The 17,776-nt window shown below is 66.1% G+C and carries 13 protein-coding genes; 4 read left to right on the top strand and 9 right to left on the bottom strand.

What is annotated here, in order from left to right; all coding sequences use genetic code 11:
* Positions 1–406: 406 nt before the first annotated feature.
* The 4 genes from katE to JVX91_RS18840 form a co-directional block, all read right to left on the bottom strand.
* Complete coding sequence (katE, locus tag JVX91_RS18855; protein ID WP_205335694.1) at positions 407–2,554, bottom strand: catalase HPII; 2,148 nt, start codon at positions 2,552–2,554, stop codon at positions 407–409.
* A gap of 218 nt (positions 2,555–2,772) precedes the next feature.
* Positions 2,773–4,383 carry an arylsulfatase gene (locus JVX91_RS18850; RefSeq protein WP_205335693.1) on the bottom strand — a complete coding sequence of 537 codons (1,611 nt, stop codon included), beginning with the start codon at positions 4,381–4,383 and terminating at the stop codon, positions 2,773–2,775.
* Positions 4,384–4,547: 164 nt separating this feature from the next.
* Entirely contained in the window at positions 4,548–5,375 is an 828-nt protein-coding gene (locus tag JVX91_RS18845; RefSeq protein ID WP_205335692.1) for an ABC transporter ATP-binding protein, read from the bottom strand.
* Entirely contained in the window at positions 5,372–6,988 is a 1,617-nt protein-coding gene (locus JVX91_RS18840; RefSeq protein ID WP_205335691.1) for an ABC transporter permease, read from the bottom strand. The genes JVX91_RS18845 and JVX91_RS18840 overlap by 4 nt, the downstream gene beginning before the upstream one ends.
* Before the next feature lie 258 nt (positions 6,989–7,246).
* Here JVX91_RS18840 and JVX91_RS18835 point away from each other — a divergent pair, with 258 nt between their 5' ends.
* Positions 7,247–8,305 (top strand): ABC transporter substrate-binding protein, encoded by a 1,059-nt coding sequence (locus JVX91_RS18835; RefSeq protein WP_205335690.1) that lies wholly within the window; start codon positions 7,247–7,249, stop codon positions 8,303–8,305.
* Between the two features lie 74 nt (positions 8,306–8,379).
* Here JVX91_RS18835 and JVX91_RS18830 read toward each other — a convergent pair whose 3' ends face one another.
* The 4 genes from JVX91_RS18830 to JVX91_RS18815 form a co-directional block, all read right to left on the bottom strand.
* Entirely contained in the window at positions 8,380–9,819 is a 1,440-nt protein-coding gene (locus JVX91_RS18830; RefSeq protein ID WP_205335689.1) for a TIGR00366 family protein, read from the bottom strand.
* 242 nt (positions 9,820–10,061) lie between these two features.
* On the bottom strand, positions 10,062–11,243 hold the full coding sequence (locus tag JVX91_RS18825) for an acetyl-CoA C-acetyltransferase (RefSeq protein ID WP_205335688.1): 1,182 nt from the start codon (positions 11,241–11,243) through the stop codon (positions 10,062–10,064).
* 198 nt (positions 11,244–11,441) lie between these two features.
* Complete coding sequence (locus JVX91_RS18820) at positions 11,442–12,098, bottom strand: CoA transferase subunit B (protein WP_205335687.1); 657 nt, start codon at positions 12,096–12,098, stop codon at positions 11,442–11,444.
* 153 nt (positions 12,099–12,251) lie between these two features.
* Positions 12,252–12,947, bottom strand: coding sequence for a CoA transferase subunit A (locus JVX91_RS18815; RefSeq protein ID WP_205335686.1), 696 nt, complete (start codon positions 12,945–12,947; stop codon positions 12,252–12,254).
* Between the two features lie 123 nt (positions 12,948–13,070).
* On the opposite strand from JVX91_RS18815, the gene JVX91_RS18810 reads away from it, so the two are divergent.
* Positions 13,071–13,973, top strand: a complete 903-nt coding sequence (locus JVX91_RS18810) for a LysR family transcriptional regulator (protein WP_205335685.1) — start codon at positions 13,071–13,073, stop codon at positions 13,971–13,973.
* Between the two features lie 159 nt (positions 13,974–14,132).
* Here the strand turns inward: JVX91_RS18810 and JVX91_RS18805 are convergent, their stop codons facing one another.
* Positions 14,133–14,864: an IclR family transcriptional regulator gene (locus tag JVX91_RS18805; RefSeq protein ID WP_205340044.1), complete on the bottom strand. Its 732-nt coding sequence runs from the start codon at positions 14,862–14,864 to the stop codon at positions 14,133–14,135.
* 99 nt (positions 14,865–14,963) lie between these two features.
* Here JVX91_RS18805 and hmgA point away from each other — a divergent pair, with 99 nt between their 5' ends.
* Entirely contained in the window at positions 14,964–16,256 is a 1,293-nt protein-coding gene (hmgA, locus tag JVX91_RS18800) for a homogentisate 1,2-dioxygenase (RefSeq protein WP_205335684.1), read from the top strand.
* 1 nt (position 16,257) lies between these two features.
* On the top strand, positions 16,258–17,562 hold the full coding sequence (gene fahA, locus JVX91_RS18795; RefSeq protein WP_205335683.1) for a fumarylacetoacetase: 1,305 nt from the start codon (positions 16,258–16,260) through the stop codon (positions 17,560–17,562).
* Positions 17,563–17,776: the final 214 nt, after the last annotated feature.

The raw sequence follows: 17,776 nt of genomic DNA, 5'->3' as shown, positions 1-17,776 counted from the left end.
CACCCCAGCCCTCTCCCCCAGGAGAGGGAGCCGTTCGGTGCGCGTGGAGGGTTTGCTGTCAGCCGGCGAGCACTGGAGGTTCAGCGAACTCGGCACGGTCCCCTCTCCTACTTGCGGGAGCGGCGGTGACGGTGAAGACGCTCGGCTGAGGCGTTGGGGCGGAACTGCGCAGCGGGCCTGCTCCAGGTTATGCGGCCCACAGTCCGCCGGACGCAGGATGTATCGGCACCAGGCCTTCCCCTCACCCCAGCCCTCTCCCCCAGGAGAGGGAGCCGTTCGGTGCGCTTGGAGGGTTTGGAGTCAGCCGGCGAGCGCAGGACGTTCGGCAAACTCGGAACGGTCCCCTCTCCCGCTTGCGGGAGAGGGTTAGGGTGAGGGGCTCCGCTCTTCGCTGCTCAACGCACGATCACGCCGGAATCTTCCCTGCATGCGCCTCGCGCGCCCAGATGCGATGTTGCTGCAGCGCCTTCTGCAACCCACCGAACACATCATTGGCCGAACCGCCCTCGATCACGCCCTCATCCACCTGCAAACCCAGCTGACCGGGCAGCGCCTTGGCATTGCCGGCGAACGCCAGCGGTTTCAGGTGTTTGTAGGCCTCCAGCAGGTAATGCAACGCGCGGCCATCGCTACCGATGGTTTGCGCGGCCTTGGCGCCACCGGGCACGAACACCGCATCGAAGGCCACCGACGGCAGGCCGTCCCAGCTGGCATCGGGAACCAGGGCGGCTCCGCCCTCGGCCTTCACCGGCGAGGCACTGGGGCCGATCAGCTTGGCACTGGCGCCCGCCTTCTTCAGGGCATTGCGAAGGTCGTTGACGTCCCCCTCATTCACCCCGTCGGCAATCAGGATCGCCACCTTGCGCGAGCGGATGTCGCCGGACAGCAGGTTCGCCTGGCTCAACGCCGGCGACGGCGTCGGCTGCGGCACCTTGGCCTTCCTGTTGGTGACCTTCACGCCAATCTTGCTGGCCACCCGCTCGGCGAGCTGCGGGCAGATGTTGGCCAGGATCTCGTTGACCTCGCGTTCGCGGATCGGCATCCGCTCGACCTTCGACAATTCGAACGCATAGGCCGCGGCCACATGGCCTTGTTCCGCCTCGCTGAGGCTGTGGTAGAACAGCGCCGCCTGGGTGAAGTGGTCGGCGAAGGAGTCCGCCCGCACGCGTATCTTGGTGCCCGTCATCGGCTCGTGGTAGCTGGCGAAGCCACCCTGGCGCGCCGCCGGCGGGGTTTCCTTCGGCCAGCCGTTGTCGATGGAGTTCGGCTCGTAGGAGGCGCGCCCCTTGTTGATCATGTGCTGGTGCAGGCCATCGCGCTGGTTGTTGTGGAAAGGGCACAGCGGCTGGTTGATCGGGATCTGGTTGAAATTCGGCCCACCCAGGCGCGACAGCTGAGTATCGGTGTAGGAGAACAAGCGGCCCTGCAACAGCGGGTCGTTGCTGAAATCGATTCCCGGCACGATATGGCCGGGGTGGAACGCGGCCTGCTCGGTCTCGGCGAAGAAGTTGTCCGGATTGCGGTCCAGCACCATACGGCCCAGCAGCTTCACCGGCACCAGTTCCTCGGGCACCAGCTTGGTCGGATCGAGCAGATCGAAGTCGAAGCTGTCCTGATCCTTCTCGGCGATCACCTGCACGCCCAGCTCCCATTCGGGATAGTCGCCGCTTTCGATGTCATCCCAGAGCGCCCGGCGGTGGAAATCCGCATCCTTGCCGGCGAGCTTCTGGGCTTCGTCCCAGACCAGCGAGCAGACGCCGGATTTCGGCCGCCAGTGGAACTTCACCAGCGAGCTGTCGCCGGCCGCATTGATCAGCCGGAAGGTATGCACGCCGAAGCCCTGGATGTGCCGCAACGAGATCGGGATGGCGCGGTCGGACATCGCCCACATGACCATGTGCGCGGACTCCGGGGTCAGCGAGACGAAGTCCCAGAAGGTGTCATGGGCCGAGCCGCCGGTGGGAATCTCGTTGTGCGGCTCGGGTTTCACCGCATGGACGAAGTCAGGGAACTTGATGGCATCCTGGATGAAGAACACCGGCATGTTGTTGCCGACCAGATCGTAGTTGCCTTCGTCGGTGTAGAACTTCACCGCGAAGCCACGCACGTCGCGCACCGTGTCCGCCGAGCCGCGTGGCCCCTGCACGGTGGAAAAGCGCACGAACACCGGCGTGCGCTTGCGCGCGGCGCCGAGGAAGCTCGCCTTGGTCAAGGCGCTCCAGTCCTCGTAGGACTCGAAGTAGCCATGGGCCGCCGCGCCGCGCGCATGAACGATGCGCTCGGGAATGCGCTCGTGGTCGAAGTGGGTGATCTTCTCCCGCAGGATGAAGTCTTCCAGCAACGAAGGGCCGCGCTCGCCCGCGCGCAGGCTGTTCTGGTTGTCGGCGATGCGCACATTGGTGTTGGTGGTCAGTGCCTCGCCGGTGGCGTCCTCACGGTAGCGCTCCAGTTGCTCGATCTTCTCGCTGCGATTACGTCGGTCGGTGGTGTCGGTGCCGGCCAGCTCGCTCGGCTGACCAGGAGTTCCGTTCTGCTTGCCAGGGGTCTTGGACATGGGTGCGCTCTCCTCATCACAGATAAGGACCGCCGCGCGCCAGGTTGCCCGGCGCGGACCGTCTCGGGTGTATCTCTATCTGTTGGGGCGGCAACGACCTGCAGAGTTCAGGCTTTTTCGCCGGCGGTAGGCACATCGACCCGGCCCGCGATGAATGGAGAGGAAACGCACGAGGCCCCGACGGCATGTGCTCCGGGGCCTCGTCCTGCGGCAGCGGATCAGCGCGCCAGGAACGGCGGCGGCGCGTCGATCACGCCGGTCTCGTTGACATACTGCTTGTAGTGTTCGATCAGCGCGTTCAGGCGTTCCGGCTGGGCCTTGGCCAGGTCCTGGGTTTCACCGGGGTCGCTGGCCAGGTCGTAGAGCTGCCAGGTGGCCGGGCCGACCGGCGCCGGCAGGTACACCGCCTTCCAGTCGCCCTGGCGGATGGCACGCATGCCGAACAGCTCCCAGCCGGTGACGGTCTTCTCGTCGTGGGCCTGCTCCGTCTCGCCGGACAGCCAGCCCAGCCACGACTTGCCGCGTACCTCGGCAACTTCGCGACCGCGCCATTGCTTGCCCGGATGGCGCACGCCGGCCAGGTCGAGGATGGTCGGGGTGATGTCCATTACCGTCGAGAACGCGTGGCTGATCTCGCCCTGGCGCTGCAGCGCCGGGTAGCGCACCAGCGCCGGCACGCGGATGCCGCCTTCAGTGGTGAAAGCCTTGTACAGGCGCGACGGCGCAGTGGCCGCCTGGGCCCAGCGCGGGCCGTACCAGATATAGGAGTTGGCGCGGCCGATGTTCTCCAGGCTGTTGTCGTAGTGCTGGTCGAGGAAGCTCAGCAGGTCCGGCCCGAAGCGCGGGAAGGCCTCCAGCAGCGCGCCCTCGGCGCCGTTGTCGGACATGAACAGGACGAAGGTGTTATCCAGCTCGCCCTGCTGGCGCAGGTACTCGACGACCCGGCCGACGTTCCAGTCCAGGCGCTCGACCATCGCCGCGTAGACCTCCATGGGCCGCGCCGATTTGGCCTTTTCTTCGTCAGTCAGACGCGCCCATTCCTTGCTGATCGCCAACACGGGGTGCGCCTTCACGTCGGCATCGATCAGGCCCAGCTGCTTGAGCCGTTCCAGACGCTCCAGGCGCAGCGCCTCGGGGCCTGCGTCGTAGCGACCCTTGTATTTGTCCACCACCTCTTTCGGCGCCTGCAACGGCCAGTGCGGCGCGGAGAACGGCAGGTAGGCGAAGAACGGCCGGCTCTGGTCGCGCTCCTTGAGGTACTGGATCAGCTTGTCGCCGAAGGCGTCGGAGGAATAGAAGTCCGCCGGCAGCTGGTCGATGAATTGATCGTCCTCGACATATAGCGCCGGCGTGCCCTTGAGGATGCGTGGCGTGGTGTCGTCGTAGGGCGGCTCGAAGCCATAGTGGTTGGCCGCGCCGGGCAGCAGCGAGAAGGAGCGCTCGAAGCCGCGCGCATGAGGCGCCTGCTCCAGCTTCAGGCCCAGGTGCCACTTGCCTGACAGCAGGGTTTCATAGCCGGCCTCGCGGAGCAGTTCGGGCAACGCCACCACGCGGTCGTTCAGGTAGCCCTCGTAGCCGGGCTTGCCCTCCAGCTCCGGCGTCAGGGCCTCGGCCATGGTACCGATGCCGGCGATGTGGTGGTCGGTGCCGGTGAGCAGCATGGAGCGCGTCGGCGAGCAGGTCGGCGCGGTGTGGAAATCGGTCAGGCGCAGGCCGTCAAGGGCCAGGGCGTCCAGGTGCGGCGTGGCGATCTCGCCGCCGAAGGCGCCGAGGTCGGAGAAGCCGAGGTCGTCGGCGACGATGACGAGGAAGTTGGGGCGTTTGCTCATGGAAGCCTCAGGAAATGGAAATATCAGTGCACAGGTATCCCCTCACCCCAGCCCTCTCCCGGAGGGAGAGGGAGCAGTCCGAGCCGACTGAAAGTGTGGTTTCAACCTGCGCCGAACGGTCCCCTCTCCCTCTGGGAGAGGGTTAGGGTGAGGGGCTCTTGTCTTCAGCAGGCAATGAACTCGAACGGCAGGTCTTCCACCCGCTTGAGCTGCGGCGCGACGTAGTCGCCCTCGCCCGTCAGCTCGTGCAGCAGCGCCTCGCGCTGGCGCAGGAAATCGAAGCCACCGCGCTCGCGGGGATGCTCCAGCGGCACCTCGACGATGCGCTTGATCCGCCCCGGCCGCGGCGCCATCACCACCACGCGGTCGGCGAGGAACAGCGCCTCTTCCACGTCGTGGGTCACCAGCACCGTGGTGATGCGCTCGCGCTGGCGGATGCGCAGCAGTTCTTCCTGCAACTGCTGGCGGGTCAGCGCATCCAGCGCGCCGAAGGGTTCGTCCAGCAGCAGGATGCGTGGGCTGGCCACCAGGCCGCGGGCGATGGCCACGCGCTGCGCCATGCCGCCGGAGAGCTGGTGCGGATAGGCGCGAGCGAAGGCGCTCAAGCCCACCAGTTGCAGGTAATCGGCGATCTTCGCGGCCTTGCCGGTCTCGCTCAGCGGTTCATTGACCAGACCGAGAGCGACGTTCTGCTCCACCGTCAGCCAGGGGAACAGGCGGTGTTCCTGGAACACGATGCCGCGTTCGCCGCCGATGCCGTCGATGGGCTTGCCGTCGATGCGGATCTCGCCCTGGAACTCACGGTCCAGCCCCACCAGCAGGCGCAGCAGCGTGGACTTGCCACAGCCGCTGGCGCCGACGATGGCGATGAACTCGCCGTCGGCGACCTCCAGGTCGAAGCGTTCGATGGCCTGCAGCTCGCGGCCGTCCACGGGGAAACTCTTGGCCACCTGGCGAAAGCTCACCAGGGCCGGGGAAGCGAAAGCGTTCATGCGTGTCTCCAGCGCGTCACGCGCGCCTCGATGCGCTGGCCGAGGGCGGCCAGCAGGGCTCCGGTGAGGCCCACCAGCAACATGCCGGCGCCCACCAGGTCCATGCGGAAAAGTTGTTGCGCGCCGATCATCAGGCTGCCGATACCGCCGTCCGACGGCATGAAGTATTCGGCGCCGATGGTGCCCAGCCAGGCGTAGATCAGCGCGAGGCGCACCCCGGCGAATATCGAGGGCGCGGCCCCCGGCAGCACCAGCCGGCGCAGCCTTTGCAGCGGCGACAGGCGCAGCGCGATGGCCGCTTCGCTCAGTTGCGCCGGCAGGCTGGCAATGCCGCGCTGGGTGGCCAGCAACAGCGGGAAGAACGCCGCCAGACCGACGAACACCACCTTGGCCAGCTCGCCCAGACCAAACCACGCCGTCAGCAGCGGCACCCAGGCGAAGATCGCCACTTGCCGCAACGCCGCGAAGGATGGTCCGAGCAGCCGTTCCGCCGGGTTCCACAGGCCGAGGCCCAGGCCGAGCAGGAAGCCCAGCGAACCGCCGAGCAACAGCCCGGCGAGCGTGCGCTGCAAACTGGCCAGCAGCGCGCCGGTCAGGCTGTTGTCGAGCAGGCCATCCCGAAGCGCGATGGCAACCGAGGCGGGGCTCGCGAGGATCGCCGGATCGACCCATTCCAGCGCGCTCGCCGCCTGCCAGATCGTCAGCAGAGCCAATGGCAGCAGCCAGGGTTGCAGACGCTCCCAGCCCTGCCCCACGCCGCTGCGACGGAGCTCTCTGCGGCGGAGCTCCCCGGCCGCCTGCTGCGGCCAGTGCACCAGGCGCCGGTCCAGGGCCTGGATGCCACGATCCATCGCCGCGCCGACCAGGCCGATGACCAGGATGCAGACGAACACGATGTCGAGCATGAACAGCTGGCGCGCCTGCACCATCAAGTAGCCGATGCCTTCGCTTGAGGCCAGCAGCTCCACGGCCAGCAAGGAGGTCCAGCCCTGCGCAAGCGCCAGGCGCACACCGGTCAGGAAGGCGGGCAACGCCGCCGGCAGGATCAGCCGCCACAGCAGCAGCCGACGCGGCAGGCGCAGTACGGCGGCGGCCTCGCGCAGGCGCGGCTGGGCATCGCGGACGCCCACCAGCGTATGCAGCGTCACCGGGACGATGATGGCCTTGATCAGCACCACCAGCTTGAGCAACTCGCCGATGCCGAAGAACAGCATGAACAGCGGAATCCAGGCCAGGGTGGGAACCTGTGCCAGGGCGCTGAACGTGGGCAGCACGATGCGCTCGGCGCGCCGGCTGAAGCCCAGCCAGGCGCCTAGCGCCAGGCCGCTGGCGATACCGGCGAGCAACCCCCAGAACAGGCGCTTCAGGCTGACGCCCAGTTGTTGCCAGAGTTCGCCGGCAAGCAGTTCCTTGCCTGCCTGCAACACGAGTTCGGGAGTCGGAAGAATCTGCGCGGACATCCAGTGGCGGTGGCTGGCCGTCCACCAGAGAATGGCCAGGAACAGCGGCACCAACCATGGCAAGAGCGTCTCCAGCCGGCGCGCACCGGGCAGTGATGGCCGCAGTCGGGGCGCTGGAAGAGCAAGGCTGTACGGCTTCAATATATTCTTCATTGGAATATTAATAGTCACATCAATGCATTTATGAGCTAACACAGCCCATTTAAGGGAAGGGCCTGGAGCCCATCCAATGCATTCGGCGAATATTTTTTATGCCGTGCGGGCATCTGCCCGGCGAGCGCCGCTATTCCTGGCTTAGGTCGAATAATTACTAAAAAATGAATTTTTATTATTTTGTTGATGAAAAACGCCGTGCCTTTAGTGCGGGCGCCGGAGCCGATTGCGCTCCCTCTACTGCAGGAGGCAGGCGCCATGAAGGCCCTCACCCATCAATTGCTGTCCCTTTTCGCCGCGCCGGTGCTGGCCGGCCTGCTCGGTGCCTACCCGCTGGTGACCCAGGCCGCGCCGGTCAAGGAAATCCGCATCGCCGTGCCGGACGTCAGCGCCGGCCAGAGTCACTCCGGCGGCGGCGTGGTGGACATCCTCTACACCCGCCAGTTGCTGGAAAAGGAGTTCGCGGCGGACGGCATCGAGATCAAATGGAGCTTCTTCAAGGGCGCGGGCCCGGTGGTCAACGAAGCCTTCGCCAATGGCCAGGTGGACTTCGCCTACCTGGGCGACCTGGCAGCGATCATCGGCAAGTCCAGCGGGCTGGATAGCCGAGTACTGGCCGCCACCGCGCGCGGCGTGAATCACTACCTCGGCGTGCAGCCGGGCTCGGGCATCAAGTCCCTGGCCGACCTCAAGGGCAAGCGCGTCGGCATCTTCCGCGGCACCGCCAGCCAGCTGTCCTTCGATAACGCCCTGGCCAGCGCGGGCCTCACCGAGAAGGACCTGAAAGTCATCAACCTGGACTTCAGCGCCGCCCTGGCCGCCCTGGCGGCCAAGCAGATCGACGCCACCTGGGGCCTGGCCGGCCTGTTCGCCCTGCGTGACAAGGGCCTGGCGGAAATCCCGGTAAGCACCCACGACCTCGGCGGCGCCGGCACCCTGCAGGCCTTGCTGGTGGGCAATGGCGAATTCGTCGATGCCCATCCGGACATCACCGAACGCCTGCTCAAGGTGCAGCTGCAGGCCGTGCAATGGGCCAGCGCGGAAGCCAACCGCGATGCCTATATCGACCTCGTGTCGAAGCAGGCCAACTACCCGGCGGTGATCTTCAAGAGCGAGTTCCAGAATCGCTCGCTGACCGACGTTCTATCGCCGAAACTCGACGCCGACTTCCTGGGTCGCCTCGACGCCTCGATCCAGGCGGCGAAGACCTACGGCCTGATCCGCCGCGACTTCAAGGCCGTCGACTGGGCCAATCCGGCCCTGCTGGACGCCGCCAGCCGCCAAGCGAGCGCGCAACCGGTGGCCGCGGTTCAATAACCGCTAAGTGCCATGCAAAAAAGCCCGGCCACCGCGAGGTGTCCGGGCTTTTTTGTCAGTGGCTGCCAGTCAGGCTACGGCTGGACCGGCGGCAGGTATTGCAGGGTCGTACCCAGCGCCCAGAGCAGGAACAGTACCAGCGGGATGTGCACCAGCAACTGGACGAAGCTGAAGCCGATCAGGTCGCGGGCTTTCAGGCCCAGCACACCCAGCAGCGGCAGCATGTAGAACGGGTTGATCAGGTTCGGCAGCGCCTCGGCGGCGTTGTAGATCTGCACCGCCCAGCCCAGGTGGTATTGCAGCTCATTGGCCACCTGCATCACGTACGGCGCCTCGATGATCCACTTGCCGCCGCCGGACGGGATGAAGAAGCCCAGCACCGCCGAGTACACGCCCATCAGCAGCGCGTAGGTGTCGTGGGAAGCGATCTGCACGAAGAAGGTGGAGATGTGGTGGGCGATGGTCGAGCCGTCGCCGCCCTTCACCGTGGTCATGATCGCGGCGATCGAGCCGTACAGCGGGAACTGGATCAGTACGCCAGTGGTGGTCGGCACGGCGCGCGCCACGGCGTCGAGGAAGTTGCGCGGGCGCCAGTGCAGCAGCGCGCCGGCCATGATGAACAACAGGTTGTAGGTGTTCAGCCCGGAGATCGCGGTGATTGCCGGCTTCGTGCTGAACTCGTGGACCAGCCAGCCACCGGCCAGGGCCACCAGCATCAGGATCAGCAGCGGGCTGTGCTCCAGCCATTCGCCCGGGCGGGTGGCCTTCGGCGCGCTGGGCGGGGTGAAGCTGACGTCCACGCCGCAGGCCTTGGCGTCGCGGGCGCTGCCGGCGCCGGGCGCGGTCATGTAGGCGATCACCAGCGACACCAGCACCAGGGCCAGCAGCATCACGCCGGATTGCCAGAGGAAGATGGTCTCGGTGAACGGGATGACGCCGGTGATCGCCAGGATCGACGGCGGCAGGCTGGCGGGGTTGGCCTGCAGCTGCGCGGCGGACGACGACAGGCCCAGCGCCCACACGGCGCCCAGGCCCAGGTAGGCGGCTGCGCCGGCGGCGCGGTAGTCCATCTTCAGGTCTTCGCGGCGAGCCAGTGCGCGCACCAGCAGGCCGCCGAACACCAGGGACAGGCCCCAGTTGAGCAGCGAGGCGACCATGGAGATCAGCGCGACCCAGGCCACGGCAGAGCGGCCGTTCTTCGGTACGCGGGCGAACAGGTCGATGAGCCTGGACGCCGGGCCGGAGCTGGCAACGACGTAACCGCCGATGACCACGAAGGCCATCTGCATGGTGAAGGGAATCAGGCTCCAGAAACCGTCACCAAAGGCCTTGGCGGTTTCGGTAGCCGGCGCGCCGATGGCCAGGGCGGCGACGGTGACGATCAACACCGCGAGCGCGGCGAAGACCCAGGAGTCGGGGAACCAGCGCTCGGCCCAGTTCGAACAGGCCATGGCGAAGCGCGCGGATCGGCTGTCCTGCAAGGCGGTGCCGGGTGTTTGCACGTGGGAAGTCATAACGGTCTACCTCATTGTTCTTGTAATGGCTCATTTGTGATGAGCTCGTCTGTATCGGCAAAACAGAAAAACCGCCCGGCCTGCGTGGGGCCGGACGGTGACGCAAGGTTTGTCGACGCCGGGGGACGTCGGAAACCGCGGCGGATGTCGTCTGTCGGTGTGCCCACCTCCCATCCGCCTGCCGGTCCGGCATTGCTACATGCCGGCCGGCGCTCGCCAATTGGTCGTTGGTCGCGTGGTCCTCAGTCTCTGACAAGAGCCATGGCGACACCCTGGCCGCCACCGATGCACAGAGTGGCCAGACCCTTCTTCGCATCGCGGCGGAGCATTTCGTGGAGCAGCGTCACCAGCACGCGGGCGCCCGAAGCGCCGATCGGGTGGCCAAGGGCGACGGCGCCGCCGTTGACGTTGACCTTCTCCGCGTTCCAGCCCAGTTCCTTGCCCACCGACAGGGCCTGCGCGGCGAACGCTTCGTTGGCCTCGATCAGCTCGACGTCGTCCAGGCTCCAGCCGGCCTTCTCCAGGCAACGGCGGGTAGCGGTCACCGGGGCGATGCCCATGATCGACGGGTCGACGCCGCTGCTGGCATAGGCTTGGATGCGCGCCAGAACCGGCAGGTTCAGACTGCGTGCGCGCTCGGCGCTCATCAGCAGCACGGCGGCAGCGCCATCGTTGAGGGTGGAGGCGTTGCCGGCGGTGACGGTGCCGTCCTTCTTGAACGCCGGCTTGAGCTTGGCCAGGGATTCGGCAGTGGTGCCGGCGCGCGGCTGCTCGTCGGTGTCGAAGGACAGCGGGTCGCCCTTGCGCTGGGGAATCAGCACCGGGGTGATCTCGTCCTTGAAGCGCCCCGCTTCGATAGCCGAGGCGGCCTTGAGCTGGGACTGCGCGGCAAAGGCGTCCTGGGCTTCACGGCTGATGCCGAACTTCTCCGCCAGGTTCTCGGCGGTGATGCCCATGTGGTAGTCGTTGAAGGCGTCGATCAGGCCGTCGCGCAGCAAGGTGTCCTGCAGTTCGGCGTGGCCCATGCGCAGTCCGGTACGAGCCTTGGGCAGTACATAGGGCGCGAGGCTCATGCTTTCCTGGCCGCCGGCGATCACCACGTCGGCGTCGCCGCAGCGGATCGCCTGGACGCCGAGGAACAGCGATTTCAGGCCCGAGCCGCAGAGCTTGTTGATGGTCATCGCCGGTACTTCGACCGGCAGACCAGCGCCGATGGACGCCTGGCGCGCGGGGTTCTGCCCGGCGCCGGCGGTGAGTACCTGGCCGAGGATGACTTCGTCGATCTGGTCCGGCTTCACGCCGCTGCGTTCGAGCAGCGAGCGGATGACCAGGCTGCCCAGTTCATGGGCGGGAACGTTCGCCAGGCTGCCCTGGAAGGCGCCGATGGCGGTGCGGGTGGCGGCGACTATCACTACGTCTTGCATGAATCTTTCTCCGGAAGGCTTGGGCTGCCCTCTCCCCCCGCCCTCTCCCTGAAGGGAGAGGGAGCTGTCTGTGCTTCTACTGATCGAGTCATCGGGTTGGATACCGGTTTCGATCTCGCTCCGGACCAGTCCCCTCTCCCTTCGGAGCGGGGCGCGTAGCCAGGGTTAGGGAGAGGGTGCTCTCATGTGCGAATTTGCTTAGAAGGTCATTTCCTTCACATCGTCGGGCACGATCAGGCGGCCGGCGGTCTTCTCGGCGATCTCGGCAACGCTCACGCCCGGCGCCGTCTCGCGCAGAATGAAAGCGCCGTCCTCGATCTCCAGGTAGGCCAGATCGGTAAGCACCTTGCGGATGCAGCCGGCGCCGGTCAGCGGCAGCGAGCACTTGTCCAGCAGCTTGGATTCACCGTCCTTCGAAGCGTGGGTCATGGTGACGATGATGTTATCCGCGCCGGCCACCAGGTCCATGGCGCCGCCCATGCCTTTCACCAGCTTGCCAGGGATCATCCAGGAGGCGATGTTGCCCTGGACGTCCACCTCGAAGGCACCGAGTACGGTGAGGTCGACGTGGCCGCCACGGATCATCGCGAAGGATTGCGCGGAGTCGAAGATCGACGCGCCCTTCACGGCGGTCACGGTCTGCTTGCCGGCGTTGATCATGTCGGCGTCGACGCTGTCTTCCGTGGGAAACGCGCCCATGCCGAGCAGGCCGTTCTCCGATTGCAGCATCACTTCCATGCCTTCGGGCACGTAGTTGGCAACCAGGGTCGGGATGCCGATGCCCAGGTTCACGTAGAAGCCATCCTGCAGCTCGCGCGCCACGCGCTGAGCCATTTGTTCGCGGGTAAGTGCCATGGCTGAATCTCTTCTCTTGTTCAATGCGGTTGAAGATCGAGCGAGCTAGCGACTGGCTAGGCGGATTTGAAACGAGGACGCGGAGTTTAGATGCCCTAAATGAGCAGGCCTCGTTTCAAATCCAACGCCGCCAGGCCGACGCGCAGCCGATCCTTAGCGAGTCGTGCGCTTTTCGATGCGCTTCTCGAAGGAGCCCTGAATGATGCGGTCGACGTAGATGCCGGGGGTGTGGATCTGGGTGGGGTCCAGCTCGCCCGGTTCGACGATCTCTTCCACTTCGACGACGGTGATGCGGCCCGCGGTGGCGACGATGGGATTGAAGTTCTGCGCGGTGTGGCGATAGATGACGTTGCCGTAGTGGTCGGCCTTCCAGCCCTTGACGATGGCGAAGTCACCGGTGATGGCGCGCTCCATCACGTAGTGGCGGCCGTCGAACTCGCGCACTTCCTTGCCATCGGCGACCGGGGTGCCGTAGCCGGTGGCGGTGAAGAAGGCCGGGATGCCGGCGCCGCCAGCGCGGAGTTTTTCCGCCAGGGTGCCTTGCGGGGTCAGTTCGACCTCCAGCTCACCGGACAGCAGCTGCTGCTCGAACAGCGCGTTCTCGCCAACGTAGGAGGCGATCATCTTGCGGATCTGCCGGTCCTCCAGCAGCACGCCGAGACCGAAGCCATCGATGCCGCAGTTGTTGGAAACCACGGTCAGGCCCTTCACGCACAGCTTGCGAATCTGCGCGATGAGGTTTTCCGGGATGCCGCAGATGCCGAATCCGCCCGCCAGCACCGTCATGTCATCGGTGAGCCCGGCGAGGGCTTCCTCGTAACTGCCTACACGCTTGTCGAGTCCTGCCATGTTGCTGCTGCCTCTTGTATTTGGAATGTCCGACTCAGTAGTCAGAGAGCGAATGCAGCTTCACCGGCAAGGACTGATTTGTTAAGTTTGTTTTTCCAATCGATTGATTTGGTATTTTTATTAATGACCGTGAAGCAACTGCGCGCCTTCCTGGCTGTGGCCCAGAGCCTGAGCTTCGCCCAGGCCTGCGAGCGCCTGCACCTGTCGCAACCGGCGCTGAGCCTGGCGATCAAGAGCCTGGAGGAATCCCTGGGCGGGCAATTGCTGGTGCGCACCACGCGCAATGTGGCGCTGACGCCGGAGGGCGAAACGCTGCTTCCGGTGGCCCGGCGCCTGCTGGCGGACTGGGACAACGCTGAAGAACTGATGCACCAGCACTTCACCTTGCAGCTGGGCAAGGTTTCCATCGCTGCCATGCCCTCCTTCGCCGGCAACCTGCTGCCTGCCGTGCTGCGCACCTTCCGCGATCGCCACCCGAAGGTGAACGTGGCGGTGCACGACGTGATCAACGAGCAGGTGCTGGAGATGGTCCGCAACCGCCGTGTGGAATTGGGCATCGCACTGGAGCCGGACAGCCTCGACGGGCTGACCTTCACGCCCTTCTATACCGACCGTTTCGTCGCCGTGCTGCCGACCGATTCGCCGCTGGCGGGTGAGTCGACCATCACCTGGGACCAGCTTCTGGAAGATCACTTCATCACCCTGCAACGCCCGTCCGCCGTGCGTTTGCTGCTGGAAGACCAGTTGGCATCGCGCCATGGGCGGCTGCCGGTGGCGTTCGAAAGCCATCAGTTGGTGACGGTGGGCCGCATGGTCGCCGAAGGGCTGGGCGTCAGTGCGGTGCCGCGTCTGTGCCGGCAGCAGATGGAGGAGTTGGGCGCGCGCTGCGTGGCGCTCGAAGAACCCTGCATCGAGCGGCGCGTCGGGTTGTTCTGTCTGGCGGAGCACAAGCTCTCCAGCGCGGCGCAGGCGCTGAGCGATGTGCTGGTGAAGGGGACGGATTGGGCGGGGATGGAGCGGGAGTGATCGCGCCACTGGCTCAAGAGCCCCTCACCCCAGCCCTCTCCCAAAGGGAGAGGGAGCACTTCGAAACCGCCGGCTGACTCGGTATTTCCCCTCACTCCGAACGGTCCCCTCTCCCTTTGGGAGAGGGTTAGGGTGAGGGAAATCCCTGGCTGTGGAATCTCAGACCTCTCCCCCCATCCGCTGGCTGAGCTCCCGCGCCGTTTCCAGCAAGGTCCGCGCCGCCTCGCCGTGAGCTTCGGCAGCAAAGCTCGCCTGCGACCCAACCACCGTCATCACCCCCGCCAGTTCCCGGCCAGTCTTGAACAACGGCACCGACAGCGCGTTCACCCCCGGCATCAACAGTCCGTGGACCGCACAAAGCCCCTCGGCACGGATGCCATCCAGCGCGTTCGTATCCGCACCCTCCTCCAATCCCGCCTTGAACGCCGCAAACACCAGCCCGGTGGACGACCCATGCAGCGGCAGCACCGAACCAATCTGCGTCACCAGCGTGACCATCCCCTGCGCCGGCTCCACCTGCACCACCGTCGGCCCGTGGCTACCCCAGATGGCGAGGAAGCAGGTCTGCCCCAGCGCATCGCGCAGGTCGGCCAGCACCGGGCTGGCCACCTTCACCACGTCCAGCCGACGGATCGCCGCGAGGCCGACATAGAGCGCCTCGCGCCCCAGGCCGTAATGGTTGGTCACCGGGTCCTGCTCGGCGAAGCCGCTGGCGATCAGCGCCTGCAGGTAGCGATGAACCTTAGCCGCCGGCATATCCAGGTACTCACCCAGGGCCTTGAGCGATGTGCTGGGCGCGAGGTCCGCCAGGGCCTTGAGAATCTCGGTGCCGATCTCGGCGGACTGCACCTTCTTGCCCTTCGTCGGGGCGGACTCTTCGGCTTCGTTCATGGTCTTCAACTTAAAGGAACTCCCTCGCGGGCTTGACGGCCCGACGGCATGAAATTACGTTTATCGTAATTCAATTACGATAAAAAGAGTGAAACCACCATGACCGCCTCCCCTGCCTACCAATCCGGGTTCGGCAACGAATTCGCCAGCGAGGCCCTGCCGGGCGCCCTGCCCGTGGGCAGGAACTCGCCGCAGCAGGTGCCATTCGGCCTCTACGCCGAGCAGTTCTCCGGCACCGCCTTCACCGTCCCGCGCAACGAAGCCCGGCGCTCCTGGCTGTATCGCATCCGCCCGTCCGCCGCGCACCCACGCTTCGAGTGCCTCGAGCGGCAGATCACCGGCACGGCGCTTGGCCCGGTCACACCCAATCGCCTGCGCTGGAACAGCTTTGAAATCCCGCAGGAGCCTACCGACTTCATCGACGGCCTGCTATGCATGGCCGCCAACGCCGAAGCGGAAGCCTGCAGCGGCGTTAGCCTGTACGCCTACCGTGCCAACATTTCGATGCGCCGGGTGTTCTTCAACGCCGATGGCGAGCTGCTGATCGTGCCCCAGGCCGGCCGCCTGCGCCTGGTCACCGAGCTGGGCGTGCTCGAAGTCGAGCCGCTGGAAATCGCCGTGATCCCGCGCGGCATGCGCTTGCGCGTCGAACTGCTCGACACTGAGGCCGCCGGCTATATCGCCGAGAACCACGGCGCCGCCCTGCGCCTGCCCGACCTGGGGCCCATTGGCAGCAATGGCCTGGCCAACGCCCGCGACTTCCTCGCCCCGGTAGCGCATTACGAAGACGTGGAAGGCCCGGTGCAATTGGTGCAGAAGTTCCTCGGCGAACTCTGGGCTGCCCAGCTCGACCACTCACCGCTCGACGTAGTCGCCTGGCACGGCAACAACGTGCCCTACAAGTACGACCTGCGCCGCTTCAACACCATCGGCACGGTGAGCTACGACCACCCGGACCCGTCCATCTTCACCGTACTGACCTCGCCCAGCGATACGCACGGCATGGCCAACATGGACTTCGTGATCTTCCCACCGCGCTGGATGGTGGCCGAGAGCACCTTCCGTCCGCCGTGGTTCCACCGCAACCTGATGAACGAATTCATGGGCCTGATCCAGGGCGTGTACGACGCCAAGGCCGACGGCTTCGTCCCCGGCGGCGCCTCGCTGCACAACTGCATGAGCGCCCACGGCCCGGACAACGCCACCACCCGGCAGGCCATCGCCGCCGACCTCAAACCCCACAAGATCGACCAGACCATGGCCTTCATGTTCGAGACCGGCCGCGTGCTGCGCCCCAGCCGCTTCGCCCTCGACTGCCCGCAGCTGCAGCGTGACTACGACAGCTGCTGGAGCGGTATGCAGAAGACCTTCGACCCTTCCCAGGAGCAGTAACATGAGCGTCTCCCACAGCGCGCAAAGCTGGATCGAATCGGCCAACGGCCACCCGGACTTCCCCCTGCAGAACCTGCCGCTGGGCGTGTTCAGCCCGCCGGGTGACTCGCCCCGTGGCGGCGTGGCCATTGGCGACTACATCTTCGACCTGAAGACCGCCTGCGAAACCGGCCTCTTCCACGGCGCCGCGCACCAGGCCGCGCTGGTGGCCAGCGGTGACAGCCTGAACGCCTTCTTCGCCCTCGGCGGTACCGCCCGCCGCACCCTGCGCGAGGCGCTGATCCACCTGCTCAGCGAAAGCAGCGGCGAACAGAAACGCATGGAGCACCTGGGCGCTGCGCTGCTCAAGCCACAGGCCGCGTGCCGCATGCACCTGCCGGCGAAAGTCGGCGACTACACCGACTTCTACGTCGGCATCCACCACGCGAAGAACGTCGGCAAGCTGTTCCGCCCGGACAACCCGCTGCTGCCTAACTACAAGTACGTGCCCATCGGCTACCACGGCCGCGCCTCCACCGTGGTGCCCTCCGGCACCGAAGTGCGCCGCCCCAACGGCCAGACCCTGCCCGCCGGCGTGGATGTGCCGGTGTTCGGTCCCTGCGCGCGCATGGACCTGGAGCTGGAGCTGGGCATCTGGATCGGCCAGGGCAACGACCAGGGCAAGGCCATTCCGATCAACGCCGCCTCCGGCCATATCGCCGGCTTCTGCCTGCTCAACGATTGGTCCGCCCGCGACGTGCAGGCCTGGGAATACCAGCCGCTGGGGCCATTCCTGTCGAAGAGCTTCGCCACCACCGTATCACCCTGGGTGGTCACCGCCGAGGCGCTGGAGCCCTTCCGTGTCGCCCAGCCGGCCCGCCCGGAAGGCGACCCACAGCCGCTGCCGTACCTGTACGACGAAGGCGACCAGCAGCGCGGCGCGCTGGACATCGAACTGGAAGTCCTGCTGCACACCGCGCGCATGCGTCGCGAGCACCAGGCGCCCGAGCGCATTGCCCTGAGCAGCACGCTGAACATGTACTGGACCGTCGCACAGATGGTCGCGCACCACAGCGTCAACGGCTGCCGCCTGCAACCGGGCGATCTGTTCGGCTCCGGCACCCTCTCCGGCGAGACCCCGGACAGCTTCGGCAGCCTGCTGGAGCTTACCGGCGGCGGCAAACAGCCGGTGGTGCTGGCCAACGGCGAGGAGCGCCGCTTCCTCGAAGATGGCGACGAGATCATCCTGCGCGCCCGCTGCCGCCGTGATGGCCACGCTTCCATCGGCTTCGGCGAATGCCGTGGGCGGATTCTGCCGGCGCTTTAACCCACACTGCACGCTCTTCGTAGGAGCGGATCTTATCCGCGATGCTCCGTCCCAGCGCCGCGGGGATTCGCGGACAAGGTCCGCTCCTACAAGGCTTCCGCCGCCAATGCTGCAAAAAAAAACGGGCCCGAAGGCCCGCTGCTAAACTCGGCTTCGGCGAATGCCGTGGGCGGATTCTGCCGGCGCTTTAACCCACACTGCACGCACTTCGTAG

It is taken from the genome of Pseudomonas sp. PDNC002 (genome assembly GCF_016919445.1).
GTDB lineage: Bacteria > Pseudomonadota > Gammaproteobacteria > Pseudomonadales > Pseudomonadaceae > Pseudomonas.
The sequence above is the reverse complement of the archived record's forward strand: the minus strand, read 5'-3'. Positions and strand labels throughout refer to the sequence as shown.

Excerpts from the sequence above, each read along its gene's own strand:
- katE (WP_205335694.1), bottom strand. The coding sequence starts at position 2,554 with ATGTCCAAGACCCCTGGCAAGCAGAACGGAACTCCTGGTCAGCCGAGC.
- JVX91_RS18850 (WP_205335693.1), bottom strand. The coding sequence starts at position 4,383 with ATGAGCAAACGCCCCAACTTCCTCGTCATCGTCGCCGACGACCTCGGC.
- JVX91_RS18845 (WP_205335692.1), bottom strand. The coding sequence starts at position 5,375 with ATGAACGCTTTCGCTTCCCCGGCCCTGGTGAGCTTTCGCCAGGTGGCC.
- JVX91_RS18840 (WP_205335691.1), bottom strand. The coding sequence starts at position 6,988 with ATGAAGAATATATTGAAGCCGTACAGCCTTGCTCTTCCAGCGCCCCGA.
- JVX91_RS18835 (WP_205335690.1), top strand. The coding sequence starts at position 7,247 with ATGAAGGCCCTCACCCATCAATTGCTGTCCCTTTTCGCCGCGCCGGTG.
- JVX91_RS18830 (WP_205335689.1), bottom strand. The coding sequence starts at position 9,819 with ATGACTTCCCACGTGCAAACACCCGGCACCGCCTTGCAGGACAGCCGA.
- JVX91_RS18825 (WP_205335688.1), bottom strand. The coding sequence starts at position 11,243 with ATGCAAGACGTAGTGATAGTCGCCGCCACCCGCACCGCCATCGGCGCC.
- JVX91_RS18820 (WP_205335687.1), bottom strand. The coding sequence starts at position 12,098 with ATGGCACTTACCCGCGAACAAATGGCTCAGCGCGTGGCGCGCGAGCTG.
- JVX91_RS18815 (WP_205335686.1), bottom strand. The coding sequence starts at position 12,947 with ATGGCAGGACTCGACAAGCGTGTAGGCAGTTACGAGGAAGCCCTCGCC.
- JVX91_RS18810 (WP_205335685.1), top strand. The coding sequence starts at position 13,071 with ATGACCGTGAAGCAACTGCGCGCCTTCCTGGCTGTGGCCCAGAGCCTG.
- JVX91_RS18805 (WP_205340044.1), bottom strand. The coding sequence starts at position 14,864 with ATGAACGAAGCCGAAGAGTCCGCCCCGACGAAGGGCAAGAAGGTGCAG.
- hmgA (WP_205335684.1), top strand. The coding sequence starts at position 14,964 with ATGACCGCCTCCCCTGCCTACCAATCCGGGTTCGGCAACGAATTCGCC.
- fahA (WP_205335683.1), top strand. The coding sequence starts at position 16,258 with ATGAGCGTCTCCCACAGCGCGCAAAGCTGGATCGAATCGGCCAACGGC.